This window comes from Arthrobacter sp. 01N444 (assembly GCF_056399305.1).
Window position 1 is genome coordinate 1 of the sequence record NZ_JBFTRB010000003.1, and the last position, 14,373, is coordinate 14,373.

General features: G+C 68.0%; 13 protein-coding genes and 1 rRNA gene. 13 read left to right on the forward strand and 1 reads right to left on the reverse strand.

The window, feature by feature from the left end; translation table 11 throughout:
- The 13 genes from rrf to AC1DKN_RS04470 form a co-directional block, all read left to right on the forward strand.
- A 5S ribosomal RNA gene (gene rrf, locus AC1DKN_RS04410) occupies positions 1 to 95 on the forward strand; the annotation flags it as partial.
- 420 nt (positions 96 to 515) lie between these two features.
- Entirely contained in the window at positions 516 to 2,636 is a 2,121-nt protein-coding gene (locus AC1DKN_RS04415) for a hypothetical protein (RefSeq protein ID WP_476870541.1), read from the forward strand.
- A gap of 4 nt (positions 2,637 to 2,640) precedes the next feature.
- The gene (locus AC1DKN_RS04420) at positions 2,641 to 3,630 is read left to right on the forward strand and encodes an HAD-IIA family hydrolase (RefSeq protein WP_476850374.1); all 990 of its coding nucleotides are present in this window, start codon (positions 2,641 to 2,643) and stop codon (positions 3,628 to 3,630) included.
- 9 nt (positions 3,631 to 3,639) lie between these two features.
- Complete coding sequence (locus AC1DKN_RS04425; protein WP_230010829.1) at positions 3,640 to 3,978, forward strand: hypothetical protein; 339 nt, start codon at positions 3,640 to 3,642, stop codon at positions 3,976 to 3,978.
- Complete coding sequence (locus tag AC1DKN_RS04430) at positions 3,975 to 4,787, forward strand: TlyA family RNA methyltransferase (RefSeq protein WP_476870542.1); 813 nt, start codon at positions 3,975 to 3,977, stop codon at positions 4,785 to 4,787. Before AC1DKN_RS04425 ends, AC1DKN_RS04430 begins: the two co-directional genes overlap by 4 nt.
- A gap of 22 nt (positions 4,788 to 4,809) precedes the next feature.
- Positions 4,810 to 5,835, forward strand: a complete 1,026-nt coding sequence (locus tag AC1DKN_RS04435; protein ID WP_476870543.1) for an NAD kinase — start codon at positions 4,810 to 4,812, stop codon at positions 5,833 to 5,835.
- Positions 5,836 to 5,838: 3 nt separating this feature from the next.
- Positions 5,839 to 7,575 (forward strand): DNA repair protein RecN, encoded by a 1,737-nt coding sequence (recN, locus tag AC1DKN_RS04440; protein ID WP_476859880.1) that lies wholly within the window; start codon positions 5,839 to 5,841, stop codon positions 7,573 to 7,575.
- 100 nt (positions 7,576 to 7,675) lie between these two features.
- Positions 7,676 to 9,469, forward strand: a complete 1,794-nt coding sequence (locus tag AC1DKN_RS04445; RefSeq protein WP_476870544.1) for a CTP synthase — start codon at positions 7,676 to 7,678, stop codon at positions 9,467 to 9,469.
- A 27-nt stretch (positions 9,470 to 9,496) separates the two neighbouring features.
- A complete protein-coding gene (locus AC1DKN_RS04450; RefSeq protein WP_476857873.1) occupies positions 9,497 to 10,159 on the forward strand; it encodes an NUDIX domain-containing protein in 663 nt (220 codons plus the stop codon).
- Between the two features lie 11 nt (positions 10,160 to 10,170).
- Positions 10,171 to 11,181: a site-specific tyrosine recombinase XerD gene (xerD, locus tag AC1DKN_RS04455; protein ID WP_476870765.1), complete on the forward strand. Its 1,011-nt coding sequence runs from the start codon at positions 10,171 to 10,173 to the stop codon at positions 11,179 to 11,181.
- 110 nt (positions 11,182 to 11,291) lie between these two features.
- Entirely contained in the window at positions 11,292 to 11,813 is a 522-nt protein-coding gene (locus AC1DKN_RS04460; protein WP_476857874.1) for an RNA polymerase sigma factor, read from the forward strand.
- A 362-nt stretch (positions 11,814 to 12,175) separates the two neighbouring features.
- On the forward strand, positions 12,176 to 12,571 hold the full coding sequence (locus AC1DKN_RS04465) for a hypothetical protein (RefSeq protein ID WP_476870545.1): 396 nt from the start codon (positions 12,176 to 12,178) through the stop codon (positions 12,569 to 12,571).
- 35 nt (positions 12,572 to 12,606) lie between these two features.
- Positions 12,607 to 13,089 (forward strand): 8-oxo-dGTP diphosphatase, encoded by a 483-nt coding sequence (locus AC1DKN_RS04470; RefSeq protein WP_028277411.1) that lies wholly within the window; start codon positions 12,607 to 12,609, stop codon positions 13,087 to 13,089.
- Positions 13,090 to 13,182: 93 nt separating this feature from the next.
- Here AC1DKN_RS04470 and AC1DKN_RS04475 read toward each other — a convergent pair whose 3' ends face one another.
- Positions 13,183 to 14,322 (reverse strand): bifunctional 2-methylcitrate synthase/citrate synthase, encoded by a 1,140-nt coding sequence (locus AC1DKN_RS04475; RefSeq protein WP_028277410.1) that lies wholly within the window; start codon positions 14,320 to 14,322, stop codon positions 13,183 to 13,185.
- Positions 14,323 to 14,373 lie beyond the last annotated feature (51 nt).

Sequence of the window (14,373 nt, forward strand, 5' to 3'; positions counted from 1 at the left end):
AAACGCCCGGTCCCATCCCGAACCCGGAAGCTAAGACCCACAGCGCCGATGGTACTGCACCCGGGAGGGTGTGGGAGAGTAGGTCACCGCCGGAACACCATTAACGGTCGAGGACCCCCACCACCAGGTGGGGGTCCTCCCGCATTTAAACCCCCCTCTCAGGCAGGGCCGGGCCCCCGGCAACACCTGCGGGAGCATCCCGCCACACCCCGCCAAACGTGAGGGAGCGTCACCGGACTTCCCGCCCAAGGTGGGGGAGCGTCACAGCCGCCGTCGACCACCCAACTGCGCGCCAGCCGGCGGCCGTCGACAGAAGTGCCACAGGAGGTTGTGAGACTTCCCACCGCGGGCCCCCGTCGACCTGGTGCCGTTAGCCGGTGGCGGGTTGCTCGCCTAGAATTGGGGGAGATGTACGGACTTCGAAGCGCTTGATTTCGGGTTGCGTAGGAAACGAAACACGGAACAGAGCGGCTGCGATTGCGCCAGTGGTCAGCTCACAACAGGAGGATTCCAGCATGGCTGAGCACAATGATGGCAACCGCGGCGGCAAGGCCCACGGCAACTCGGGCGGACGCAGTTCCGGTGGAGCCCCTTTCCGCGGCACCAGCAACTCTGGCGGCGATCCCCGCGGATTCCGTTCCAGGGAAGACCGTGACCGCAAGCCGTATGGTGATCGTGCTCCTCGTGAGGGCGGGGATCAGCGCGGCTTCGGAAACAGCGAGCGTAAGCCGTACAGCGGCGGCGGTGAGCGTAAGCCTTATGGTGATCGTGCTCCGCGTGAGGGCGGGGGTCAGCGCAGCTTTGGTGGCGACAGCCGCCCGTCCTATGGTGACCGCAAGCCGTACAGCGGCGGTGGTGAGCGTAAGCCTTATGGTGATCGTGCTCCGCGTGAGGGCGGGGAACAGCGCAGCTTCGGCGGCGGCGACCGTAAGCCTTATGGTGATCGTGCTCCGCGTGAAGGTGGGGGACAGCGCAGCTTTGGTGGCGACAGCCGCCCGTCCTATGGTGACCGTAAGCCGTACAGCGGTGGTGGCGATCGTGACCGTAAGCCGTACGGTGATCGTGCTCCCCGTGAAGGTGGGGGACAGCGCAGCTTTGGTGGCGACAGCCGCCCGTCCTATGGTGACCGTAAGCCGTATAGCGGCGGCGGTGACCGTAAGCCGTACAGCGGTGGTGGCGATCGGGACCGTAAGCCGTACGGTGACCGTGCCCCGCGTGACGGCGGCGGCCAGCGCAGCTTTGGTGGCGACAGCCGCCCGTCCTATGGTGATCGCAAGCCGTACGGCGGTGGTGGCGATCGGGACCGTAAGCCGTACGGTGACCGTGCCCCGCGTGACGGCGGCGGCCAGCGCAGCTTCGGCGGCGGTGGCGACCGTGACCGCAAGCCGTACGGCAGCGGCGAGAACCGCAAGCCCTTCGGCACCCGCGAGGATCGTCCCGCACGGGGCTTCGACCGTGGCGACTCAGGCCCGCGCCAGTACGGACGCGACCGCCCCGAGGACCGTCCGGTTCGCGTGCCCAATGCCCGCGACCTCCGCAGCGCCAACCGCCCGGACCGGGAGCGTTCACCCCAGATCGACGAGGACATCACGGGCAAGGAGCTTGACCGCGCCACGCAGCACCAGATCAAGACCCTCGAAGGCACCAGCGCCGAATGGGTGGCCCGCCACCTCGTCATGGCCGGGCGGCTCCTGGACGAAGAACCCGAGCTTGCCTTCCAGCATGCCCTGGCGGCCAGCCGCCGTGGCGGACGCCTCGCGTCCGTCCGCGAAGCTGTCGGCCTGACGGCCTACGCAGCCGGCCACTATGGTGAAGCCCTCCGGGAATTCCGGACCTACCGCCGGATCAGTGGCTCCAACATGCACCTGCCGGTCATGGCCGACTGCGAACGCGGCCTTGGCCGCCCGGACCGTGCCCTGGACATGGCCCGGTCCGACGAAGCCAAGGATCTCGACGCCCCCGGCAAGGTGGAACTGGCCATCGTTGCAGCCGGGGCCCGCACCGACCTCGGGCAGCTCGACGCCGCGGTTTCCGAACTGGAAATCCCGCAGCTGGACATCAACCGCGCCTTTTCCTACAGCCCCCGGCTGTTCCGTGCCTATGCTGACGCGCTGACGGCAGCCGGCCGCGCTGCCGAAGCCGCCAAATGGCAACGCCAGGCCACCGTGGCCGAAAACGCGCTGGGCCTCGGGGCTGACGAGGAACCCGACATCATCGATCTCGGCTGGGACGAGGAAGAAGAAGCCCGCGAGGAGGAACGGCAGCGCCGCCTCCGGGCGCAGGAGCATGCCGACACGCACGCCGGAACCGAAGAGCGCGCACCGCGTGCCGCAGGTGCCGCTGCCGCGGCAGAAGCCACCGGCGCCGCAGCCGGAGTGGCCGGCTTGAACGCGGGCGATGAGCTCGCCAGCGACGACGGAGCCGACGACGCAGAAGCCGACTACTTCGAGTCTGACGACGCCGAGTCCGACGTGGATTCAGTGGAATCCGACGTGCTCGACGAAGCTGATGACGAAGCCGATGACGAAGCCGACGGCGAAGCGATCGACGAGGCCGACCTGGAACTGAACGATGACGCGGACCAGGAACTCTCCGATGACTCAGAGCCGGCGCAGCACGAAAGTGTGGAGGACTAATCGCATGACGGGAACCGCCCTGATCGCCACCTTTGATGCCCTGCTCTCCGATCTTGACGGCGTTGTCTATGCCGGCCCCAACGCCATTCCCGGGGCCGTCGAGTCGCTGCGCCGGCTGGCCGGGGTGGGCGTCGGGCTGGGCTACGTCACCAACAACGCATCCCGTTCCCCGGCACAGGTGGCCCAACACCTGCGCGATCTCGGCGCCCCCGCCGAGGACCACCAGGTGGTGAGTTCCTCGCAGGCAGCGGCAGCGCTGCTGGCGTCGATGCTGCCGGCCGGGGCACACGTGCTGATCACGGGCAGTGCCGCACTTGCCCGGGAAATTGAACTGGTTGGCCTGGTTCCCGTCCGCGGCGCGGAGGATGCCCCCGTCGCCGTCGTTCAGGGCTTTAGTCCGGAACTTGGCTGGAAGGACCTCGCCGAGGCATCGTACGTCGTCGCCGGCGGCGCCCTGTGGGTGGCCACCAACACGGACTGGTCCATTCCCCAGGCGCGTGGAATTGCCCCCGGTAACGGGACGCTCGTGGCCGCAGTGGCAGCCGCGACTGGCAAGAGTCCGATCGTGGCCGGCAAACCCGAAGCCCCACTGTTCCACACTGCCGCCAAGCGGCTGGCGGCGGACCGGCCGTTGGTCGTCGGCGACCGCCTGGACACCGACATCCTGGGCGGCAACAACGCCGGTTTCGCCACCGTCGCCGTGCTGACCGGAGTGGACACGAGGGAATCGATCCTCGCGGCACGATCTGTGGAACGCCCCGATTTCCTCATCAATGATCTGACCGGCCTGTACGCGCCATACCCTGCCGTAGAGCACGACGCCGGGCGGTTCCGCAGCGGCACGGCCTCGGCGGTCGTGCGGGGGCAGTCGGTCCACATCAGCGGCGACCCCGCCGACCTCGATTCGTGGCGTGCCGCCTGTTCGGCCTGGTGGGCCGCAAACCCCGAGACGACCAGCGCGCTGGCTCCGGTCCTCGAGTGGTCCGATCACTAGGCTGGACACATGAGCGAGCTACACCAGGGACTGGACCAGGCCCCAGACGAACAGCCGGCTGAGGCGCCGACCCCTGCGGCCGATGTCGCTTGGCCCGAGCTGCCGTCGCAGCAGCTCCCGGCGGAGCTGTCCGGGCACGCCGCACCAGAACACGCGGCAGCAGTCCTGGATCCGGCCGTCAACGCTGTCCTGGACCGCCTCGGGGCCGTGCGGCAAATGCCTGTGTCCGGGCACGGCGAAGTCTATGCGGGCATGCATGATGCCCTGCTGGAGGCCCTGAACGAAGACGTCGCCGGCCACGCCGGCGTGGCGCGCCGTATCCATGCCGCGGGGAACGGGGGATCGTGAGCCGGCTTGACCAGGCACTCGTCAGCCGGGGGCTCGCCAGGTCCCGGACCCATGCCGCCCGGCTCATTGCCGAGGGCAAGGTGAGCTCCGGGGGCGAGGTCCTCGCCAAGGCGTCCCTGCAGGTCCCGGACGACGCCGCGCTGGACGTTACGGCCTCGGCCGAGGACGGCTACGTCAGCCGCGCCGGGCACAAGCTGGCCGGCGCGCTGGATGCCTTTCCCGCCGTCGACGTCGCAGGCAAACGGTGCCTCGACGCCGGCGCCTCCACCGGCGGGTTCACCGATGTGCTGCTTCGGCGCGGTGCGGCCCACGTGGTGGCCGTCGACGTGGGGCACGGCCAGCTGGTGCCGGAAATCCGGAATGACTCCAGGGTTTCCGTGCACGAAGGCCTCAACGTCCGCTACATGGCGGCCGCGGAAATAGGCGGACCGGCCGCCCTGACGGTGGCTGACCTGTCCTTCATCTCGCTGACGCTTGTGGTGGCGCCACTCGCGGCCTGCACCCTGCCCGGCGGCGACCTCGTCCTCATGGTCAAGCCACAGTTCGAGATCGGCAAGGACCGGCTGGGCCGGACCGGCGTGGTCACCTCGGAACGCGAACGCCGGCTCGCCGTGGGCAAGGTGGCTGCCGCCGCCGTGGACGCGGGCCTGGTCTTGTCAGGCCTCGCCCAGAGCCCGCTGCCGGGCCAGGACGGCAATGTCGAATACTTCCTGTGGATAAAACGCGCGATGTCGGAAGTCCCGCCTAAGATCGAGGAGCGGGACGCAGCTGTTGCTGCGTTGCTCGGAACAATCTGGCCGAACCACTAGTACCACCAGAAGGCGGAACCTGATGAGCAGGCGTGTCCTGATCCTGGCCCACACAGGGCGCGAGGAGTCCCTCAAGGCTGCCTGGGAAGCGTGTGCGCTGCTGCACGAATCCGGGCTGGTCCCCGTGCTGCAGGAGAACGAGCTCGGGGACATGGTCCGCTTCTTCGGCCGGCTCGACCACCCGGTCGAGGTCCTTCACGACCACGTGAAGCTGCCCGACGTGGAACTTGTCATGGTCCTCGGCGGAGACGGCACCATCCTCCGGGCTGCCGAACTGGTCCGCGAAGTCGATGTGCCGCTGCTTGGGGTGAACCTTGGCCACGTGGGGTTCCTGGCCGAGAGCGAACGGGCCGACCTCGCCCAGACCGTCGAGTGGATCGCCAGCCGTGACTACACGGTGGAAGAGCGCATGACGATCGACGTCCAGGTCTGGGTCCGCGGCCAGAAGATCTGGCACACCTGGGCCCTGAATGAGGCCGCGATCGAAAAAGGCAACCGGGAACGGATGCTGGAGGTGGTCACCGAAGTCGACGAACGCCCCCTGACCTCATTCGGCTGCGACGGCGTCGTCCTGGCCACGCCCACAGGCTCCACGGCCTACGCGTTTTCCGCCGGCGGTCCCGTGGTGTGGCCCGAGGTCGAGGCCCTCCTGATCGTGCCGATCAGCGCCCATGCCCTCTTCGCGAAGCCGCTCGTGGTTTCGCCGCGGTCCCGGCTCGCCGTCGAGATCCTGAACCGCACCGACGCCCAGGGCGTCCTCTGGTGCGACGGCCGCCGCTCGGTGGACCTGCCGCCCGGCGCGCGCGTCGAAGTGACCCGCTCCGCAACGCCCGTGCGTCTGGCCAGGACGCACCAGACCCCCTTCTCCGGCAGGCTCGTGCGCAAATTCCAGCTCCCCATCCAGGGCTGGCGCGGGCCCGTGCCCCAAACCCGGGCCATCCACACCGGCCCCCTCCCGATCATCCGCACGCCCCGTCCCATGCCGCCGCTTCCCTCGCCGCGCCACGCCGAACCCGGTGACGCGCCCGATCCCTCAACCGAGAAGTGAACCATGCTTGAAGAACTGCGTATCCGCGACCTCGGCGTCATCACCGACGCCACCCTGCCGCTGGGCCCGGGCCTCAGCGTGGTAACCGGTGAAACCGGTGCCGGCAAGACCATGGTGGTGACCGCCGTCGGGCTGCTCCTCGGTGCCAGGTCCGACGCCGGCGCCGTCCGCAGCGGCGCGAAGAGCGCCTCGGCGGAGGCTGTGCTGAAGCTCGACGCCGGCCACGCTGCCGTCGCACGGTGCAGGGAAGCCGGGGCCGAGGTGGAGGAGTTCGACGGCGGTGTGGAACTGCTGCTGGCCCGCAGCGTCGGAGCCGACGGCCGCAGCCGGGCCTATCTGGGCGGACGCGCCGCGCCGGTGGGGGTGCTGGCCGAAATCGGCGAAACCCTCGTGGTGGTGCACGGACAGTCGGACCAGATCCGGCTCAAGAGCCCGGTGGCGCAACGCGGCGCCCTGGACAAATTCGCTGGCGAGAGCCTTGCGGGCGCGCTGACCGCCTATCAGGACCTCTACGCGCACTGGCATGCCAGCCAGGGCGAGCTGGACTCCTTGCGCAGTGCCGCGCGTGAACGCCTCCGCGAGGCCGAGTCGCTGCACGTTGCCCTGGCCGAGATCGACGCCGTGGACCCGCAGCCGGGGGAGGACGAGGCCCTCAAGGCCGAGGCCGTGAAACTGGCCAACGTAGAGGAACTGCGGATCGCGGCCAGCACCGCCCACCAGGCCCTCATCGCCGAGGACTTCGGTGAAGAAGCCGACGCCACCACCCTCGTGGACGCTGCCAAACGCACCCTGGAGCACGTGGCCGAACACGACGGGGAGCTGGGCTCTGCCGCGGCGCGCCTGGCCGAGGTCGGTTTCCTGCTCAACGACATCGCCGCTGAACTCGCCAGCTACCAGGCCGCCCTTGACACGGAGGGCCCGGAACGGCTCGCCGAAATCGAGGACCGACGGGCCGCGCTGGCCAAGCTGGTCCGCAAGTACGCGCCGAGCATCGACGAGGTGCTGGTCTGGGCGGAGGAGGCCCGGGCCCGGCACGAGGAACTCCAGGACGACTCCACCAGGATCGAAGCGCTGGACGCCGAGGTCGCCCGGGCCGAAACCGAGCTCCGGAAGAAGGCCGCCGGGATCAGCAAGGCCCGCACCAAGGCCGCCAAGGACCTCTCCGCGCGGGTCAGCGCTGAGCTCACGGCGCTGGCCATGGCCGATGCCACCCTGGTCATCAATGTGGAGCCCGCAGGCCAGCTGGGACCGTTCGGGGCCGACGAGATCTCCTTCCTGCTTCAGCCGCACTCCGGCGCGCCGGCCCGGCCGCTGGGCAAAGGCGCCTCGGGCGGTGAACTCTCCCGCGTCATGCTCGCCATTGAGGTGGTGCTTGCTGCCGTCGATCCCGTCCCGACGTTTGTCTTCGACGAGGTCGACGCCGGCGTCGGCGGCCGTGCCGCCGTCGAGATCGGGCGCCGGCTGGCGATGCTGGCCCAGCACGTCCAGGTCCTCGTGGTGACCCACCTGCCGCAGGTGGCCGCTTTCGCGAACCAGCACATCAGGGTCACCAAGACCTCCGTGCGGGGCGCTGACGGGGCTACCGCCACCGGCTTCACCTCCAGCGACGTGCAGCTGCTTGACGAGGCCGAGCGCGTCCGCGAACTGGCCCGCATGCTGGCCGGCCAAGAGGACTCCGAATCAGCCCAGGCCCACGCCCAGGAGCTGTTGGACGACGCCAAACTCCTCCCGCAAAGCTAGGCGGGCCCGAAAGGACGTCCGCAGGGACTCCCGCAAGGACCGCTGCTAGGACAACAATCACATCGGGATCCCGCCAAGGAACCCGTGGAAGGCCGAATTGATGATAAGCTCAAACCCCGTGGTGCAGCGATCAAACTCTCGTGTAAATTCCCGGTTTCCGGGCTCGTCCAAGACGACCAAACACATCTTCGTCACCGGTGGTGTAGCGTCCTCGCTCGGTAAGGGACTGACGGCTTCGAGCCTCGGCCACCTCCTGCGGGCACGCGGTCTGTCTGTAACAATGCAAAAGCTCGATCCCTATTTGAATGTGGATCCGGGCACGATGAACCCCTTCCAGCACGGCGAAGTCTTCGTCACTGACGACGGCGCCGAGACGGACCTGGACATCGGCCACTATGAGCGCTTCCTCGATGAAAACCTCGAAGGATCGGCCAACGTCACAACCGGCCAGGTCTACTCGACCGTCATCGCGAAGGAACGCCGCGGCGAATACCTCGGCGATACCGTCCAGGTCATCCCGCACATCACCGATGAGATCAAGCGGCGCATGCGGCTTCCCGCCGAGGGCAAGAACGCCCCCGACGTCATCATCACCGAAATCGGCGGTACGGTGGGCGACATCGAGTCCCAGCCGTTCCTCGAATCCGCCCGCCAGGTCCGCCAGGACATCGGCCGCGGAAATGTGTTCTTCCTCCACGTATCCCTCGTGCCGTACATCGGCCCGTCGCAGGAGCTGAAGACCAAGCCGACGCAGCACTCCGTTGCCGCGCTGCGCTCCATCGGCATCCAGCCCGAGGCAATCGTGATCCGGTCGGACCGCGAAGTCCCGCAGCCGATGCGCGACAAGATCGGCCGCATGTGCGACGTCGACATCGACGCCGTGATCGGCTGCCCGGACGCACCGAGCATCTACGACATCCCGAAGACCCTGCACTCCCAGGGTCTGGATTCCTACATCGTCCGCGCCCTGGACCTGCCGTTCAAGGATGTGGACTGGACCAGCTGGGACAAGCTGCTCGACGCCGTCCACAACCCGAAGCACGAAGTTGAGATCGCGCTCGTGGGCAAGTACATCGACCTGCCGGACGCCTACCTGTCCGTCACGGAGGCCCTGCGCGCCGGCGGCTTCGCCAACGACACCAAGGTCAAGATCCGCTGGGTCCCCTCGGACGAATGCGAAACCCGTGAGGGCGCCGTGCAGTCCCTGGCCGGCGTCGACGCCATCTGCGTTCCCGGCGGCTTCGGCATCCGCGGCCTGGAAGGCAAACTCGGCGCCCTGAAGTACGCCCGCGAAACCAAGCTTCCGGTCCTGGGCCTGTGCCTGGGCCTGCAGTGCATGGTGATCGAGTACGCCCGCAACGTGGTCGGCCTCGAGGGAGCGTCCTCGTCCGAGTTCGAGCCGGACTCCAAGTACCCCGTCATCGCCACGATGGAAGAGCAGCTGGACATCGTTGACGGCAAGGGCGACCTCGGCGGCACCATGCGCCTGGGCCTGTACGAGGCCAAGCTCGACGAAGGCTCCGTCGTCGCCGAGACCTACGGCGCCACGAAGGTCAGCGAACGGCACCGGCACCGCTACGAGGTCAACAACAAGTACCGCGATCAGATCGCCGCCAAGGGCCTGTCGTTCTCCGGAACGTCGCCCGACGGCAAACTGGTCGAGTTCGTGGAACTTCCCCGCGACGTCCACCCGTACTACGTGGCCACGCAGGCGCACCCCGAGCTCAGCTCGCGGCCCACGCGTCCGCACCCGCTGTTCGCGGGCCTGATTGAGGCTGCCCTTGGCCACCAGCGGGCCGGCGACGCCGCGAACGCTGCAAGCGGCAGCCCGAGTGCGAAGGCCGATGCCCCGGCACCTGCGCCCAAGCCCTCGTCGGCAGCAGTGTCCAAGTAATTTCCAACTGAATCAAAGGACGGCGCGATGCCCGGTATGTCTGAGACCCCCAATGCTGCACGGCAGGTTTCGGATGAGCCGAGCCCGCGCCGTCTTTTGTCATCCCGAAAGGTGTACGAGGGCAGGATCTGGGACGTCGTCAGCGACAGTTTCCAGCTCAACGACGACGGCGACACCCTGGTCCGGGACTACATCGACCATCCAGGCGCGGTGGCGGTTCTCCCGATGAACGACGACGGCGACGTGCTGCTGCTCCGGCAGTACCGGCACCCCGTCGGCATGGACCTCTGGGAGATCCCCGCCGGGCTGCTTGACGTCGAAGGGGAGGACTTCGTCGTCGGGGCCGCCCGCGAACTGGCCGAGGAAGCGGACCTCGTCGCGGACCGCTGGAATGTGCTGGCGGACTTCTTCAACTCCCCGGGCTCCTCCAGCGAGGCCATCCGCATCTACATGGCCCGCGGCCTGAGTGAGGTGCCGGGACATGAGCGGCACGTCCGCACAGACGAGGAAGCCGAAATCGAACTGCGCTGGACCCCGCTGGACGAGGCCGTGCAGGCGGTCCTTGACGGCCGCCTCCACAACCCGTCCGCCGTCGTCGGCGTCCTGGCCGCTGCCGCCGCCCGCGCGGGCAATTTCGAAAGCCTCCGCCCGGCCGACGCGCCCTGGCCCGCCCATCCCAGCCAGCGCTAGTGGAACCGCTGATCGCCGAACCGCCGGCCCCGGCGCAGGCAGCCGCTCCCGAGCGGCCGCCCGCCAGGGCGTTGACGGCGATCGACCGCGCAATCACTGACTACCTGCAGCACATGGGCGTGGAGCGGGGCCTCGCGGCCAACACCCTCTCCGCCTACCGGCGGGACCTGGCCCGCTACGCCAGGCATCTGGCCCACGCGGGCCGGGAGCGCCCCGCGGAGATCACCCGGCACGACGTCACCGGATTCGTTCAGGCGCTCTCCGACGGGTCCGACGGCGGCTCCGCCCTGGGCATCCGCTCGGCGGCCCGGACGGTGGTGGCGGTGCGCGGACTCCACAAGTTCTGGGCCCTCGAAGGCATCACGTCCACCGACCCGGCCAGCGACGTCCACCCGCCCATGCCCGGCAAGCGGCTGCCCAAGGCCATCAGCGTCGATGAGGTCACCCGGATCCTCGAGGCGGCCGGCACGGACACGGCAACGGGCCTGCGCGACCGCGCGCTGCTCGAATTCCTCTATTCCACCGGTGCCCGCATCAGCGAAGCCGTGGGCCTGGACGTTGACGACATTTCCCTGCATACCTCCGGCGGGTCCGATGCCGGCGACGGGCCCGCGATCGTCAGGCTCTTCGGCAAGGGGTCCAAGGAACGCCTCGTCCCGCTCGGATCCTATGGGGCACGAGCCCTTGACGCCTACCTCGTCCGCGGCCGGCCCCTGCTGGCCGCCAAGGGCAAGGGCACCCCCGCCCTGTTCCTCAACGCCCGCGGCGGCAGGATCAGCCGGCAAAGCGCCTGGACCATTTTGAAGGCGGCGGCGGACAAGGCCCACATCACCAAGGACGTTTCGCCACACACGCTGCGGCACTCCTTCGCCACCCACCTGCTGGAGGGCGGCGCCGACGTCCGGGTGGTGCAGGAGCTGCTGGGGCACGCCTCGGTGACCACCACGCAGGTCTACACCCAGGTGACGGCCGATACGCTGCGGGAGATCTACGCCGCCGCGCACCCGCGCGCCCTGGGCTAACGCGTAGTCCGCCGGGTCCCCGCACCGCGCCGGTTCCGGCAAACTTTTTTGCGGGCCTGTGTAAGAAAATGCCGTTCACTGGACACTTACACAGCAAGAAGAAGTCATCGATGTCCGGGGGAACCACCATGTTGGCTGCCAAAGAGCAAGCGTTCATTGATCTGCACACCCAGCACTCCGCGCGGGTCTACCGCTACATTGCCTGCCGTATCAGTGACCGGCACCGCGCCGAGGAACTGGCCGCGGACGTCTTCAGAATTGCCTGGGAGAAGGAGCTGTCGGAACCGCCCGGCATTGGCTGGCTGTTGGCAACGGCCCGGAATGTGGTCGGCAATGAGTACAAGGGCCGCCGTCGCCGCCAGGAACTTGTCGAAAGGCTGAAAGACGATGCCCGCAGCCAAATCCCCGAGTCAAACAATGAAGAACGAGCCGCCGTGGCAGAGGTGCTGGTGCAGCTCAGGGAGCGGGACCGCGAGGTCCTCATGCTCAGCTACTGGGACGAGCTGACCATCGCTGAACTGGCGCAGACGCTGGGATGTTCCTCATCCGCCGCTGCGGTTCGCCTGCACCGGGCACGCCGGGCGTTCGCGAAAGCTGCCCCCTCACATCTCATGACCGAACGGAAGGACTAGCCATGGACCGCATCGAACAGCTCATGAGGGATGCAAAACCTCGGGTGGGAGCGCCGGGAGCAGAGCCCGGAAGCGACTCTGCCCGCTCAATCGTATTTTCCACGGATCCGAATGTCGCCCTTTTGGCAGGGCGCACTCCGGCACGACGGAATGCCGTGCGGTCTGCGGCCGCGACTGTACTGGCCGCTGCAGCCATCGTTGGCGCGGTGGTTGTCGGCGGCAATCTGATGCCGCAACCAGCGCCGGGGCCGGCCCAGACGGGCATCCCGGCCCCGACTATCTCCGCCAGCCCATCGCCGTCGTCCCCAACCCCGTCCGCTGCCGCCCCCACAGCCTCTCCCACGAAAGCGGGTCCAGCCGCTTTGAGCACCGGCGGGGTCGCATGCACCCTGGCCAACATTGACCAGCAGCGCAATGACCAGCAGCGCGCGATCATCCCGATTGCCCCCGCCGAACAGGGCTACTACACGGTGCTGGGCTGCGCCGGCGGATGGCTCGCCTACTCCATTTCCGGTGACGGGATCCGGGCACTCCAGCTCGACGGCGGCAACGCCTGGTTCAAGCTCGCCAAACTGCAGAACGGCCGGTTCCTCTGCGATGTCCGGCAGGAGTGGTCCAGCGTCTACAACTGGGAGTTCCAAGCCACGAACAACCAGGGCCTCACGCCGCAGCAGGCCATGGACAAGGAATTCGCGCAGAAGGGGATACCGGTCGAACTGAGGCCGCAGCTTGTCGGCGACGGCCCGGCCGCCGGATAGCGCCGGCAGCCTGCGGCAGCTATAGGGTTGAGCACATGAAGCTCACGCCAGTCACTCTCTGCTTCCCGCTCCGTGATGCGGAGAGCGGCACCGAGGTGCTGCTGGGCATGAAAAGGACCGGCTTTGGCATCGGCAAGATCGTGGGAATCGGCGGCCACGTTGAGCCGGGGGAGAGCGACGCCGAGGCCGTGGTCCGCGAGGTCTGGGAAGAAGCCGGGATCATAGTGCTCCAAGAGGACCTGGCCCACGCCGGCGTTGTCGAGTTCATCTTTCCGGCCCGGCCTGACTGGAACATGTCGTGCCGGCTCTTCACCACCCGGCGGTGGCACGGCGAACCCGCCGAGAGCCCGGAAATCACGCCCGAATGGTTCGACTCCGCGGCGTTGCCGCTGGAGCGGATGTGGCAGGATGCGGGGCACTGGCTGCCTCCGGCGCTGGCAGGCGAAACGATCGACGTCGTCGTGGTCCTCAACGAGGACAACGAGACTGTTGCGTCGGTCCGGATCCCGCGGCGCTGAAGTCCGCGGGCAAACAGCACGGGCCGGCCACCTACGAATAGGTGGCCGGCCCGTGCCGGCTGTCCGGTCCCGTGCGTCCCGCAGGAAGCCCTGCTACGCCAGGTGCCGTTCCTCGACGCCGTTGTACTCGCTCAAGGGACGGATCAGGGAGTTCGAATCCAGCTGCTCCATGATGTGCGCCGTCCAGCCTGTGATGCGGCTGGCGACGAACAGCGGGGTGAACGTGGCGGTGTCGAAGCCCATGAGGTGGTACGTGGGTCCGGTCGGGTAGTCGAGGTTCGGCTTGATCCCCTTCGCCTCGTCCATCGCCGTCTCTAGCCCGTTGTAGAGGCCCAGCAGCTCCGGCCGGCCATAGTGCGCGATCATCTTGTCCAGCGCCGACTTCATGGTGGGCACCCGGGAGTCGCCGTGCTTGTAGACGCGGTGGCCGAAGCCCATGACCTTCTTCTTGTGGGCCAGGGCGTCCTCCATCCAGGCCTTGGCCCGGACGTGGGCGTCCTCCAGGGACTCCTCCGGCCGGATGCCGATCTCGTCAAAGGTGTGCATGACGGCCTCGTTGGCACCGCCGTGCAGCGAGCCCTTGAGGGCCCCGATGGCGCCGGTCACCGCTGAGTGCAGGTCCGAGAGCGTGGAGGTGATTACCCGGGCCGTGAAGGTCGAGGCATTGAAGGAGTGCTCGGCGTACAAAATCATGGAGACATTGAACGCGTCGACTACTTCGGGGACGGCCTCCTCACCAAACGTCATCCAGAGGAAGTTGGCGTCGTAGCCCAGATCCTCGCGGGGTTCCACCACGTCCTGGCCGTGCCGGCGCCGCTGGTCGTAGGCCACCACGGCCGGCATCGCGGCGAACAGATCGATGGCCTTGGCCAGGTTGGCTTCGCGCGAGGCGTCCTCGGCGAGGGGGTGCCGGGCCCCCAACACCGACGTGGCAGTCCGGCAGACATCCATGGGATGCGCGGTGGTGGGCAGCGCGTCAATCACCTGTTTGACGACCGGATCCAGGGCACGCCCGGCGCGTTCCCGGGCGGTAAACTCCGCCAGCTGCTCCGCGTCGGGCAGCTCGCCGTTCCAGAGCAGGTACGCGACTTCCTCGAAGCTGCACTTGGCAGCCAGTTCCTGGACGGGGTAGCCACGGTACAGCAGCGAGTTCGTGTCCGGGTTGACCTTGGAGACTGCGGTGTAGTCCACCACGACGCCGGCGAGGCCCTTTTTAATGTCCTGTTCAGCCATGCTGAAACTCCTTTGTTCCTAACGCCTGTATACCGGCACGTGCCGGAGGTT

Coding starts and splice junctions, on each gene's coding strand:
- AC1DKN_RS04415 (WP_476870541.1), top strand. CDS start 516: ATGGCTGAGCACAATGATGGCAACCGCGGCGGCAAGGCCCACGGCAAC.
- AC1DKN_RS04420 (WP_476850374.1), top strand. CDS start 2,641: ATGACGGGAACCGCCCTGATCGCCACCTTTGATGCCCTGCTCTCCGAT.
- AC1DKN_RS04425 (WP_230010829.1), top strand. CDS start 3,640: ATGAGCGAGCTACACCAGGGACTGGACCAGGCCCCAGACGAACAGCCG.
- AC1DKN_RS04435 (WP_476870543.1), top strand. CDS start 4,810: ATGAGCAGGCGTGTCCTGATCCTGGCCCACACAGGGCGCGAGGAGTCC.
- recN (WP_476859880.1), top strand. CDS start 5,839: ATGCTTGAAGAACTGCGTATCCGCGACCTCGGCGTCATCACCGACGCC.
- AC1DKN_RS04445 (WP_476870544.1), top strand. CDS start 7,676: ATGATAAGCTCAAACCCCGTGGTGCAGCGATCAAACTCTCGTGTAAAT.
- AC1DKN_RS04450 (WP_476857873.1), top strand. CDS start 9,497: ATGCCCGGTATGTCTGAGACCCCCAATGCTGCACGGCAGGTTTCGGAT.
- AC1DKN_RS04460 (WP_476857874.1), top strand. CDS start 11,292: ATGTCCGGGGGAACCACCATGTTGGCTGCCAAAGAGCAAGCGTTCATT.
- AC1DKN_RS04470 (WP_028277411.1), top strand. CDS start 12,607: ATGAAGCTCACGCCAGTCACTCTCTGCTTCCCGCTCCGTGATGCGGAG.
- AC1DKN_RS04475 (WP_028277410.1), bottom strand. CDS start 14,322: ATGGCTGAACAGGACATTAAAAAGGGCCTCGCCGGCGTCGTGGTGGAC.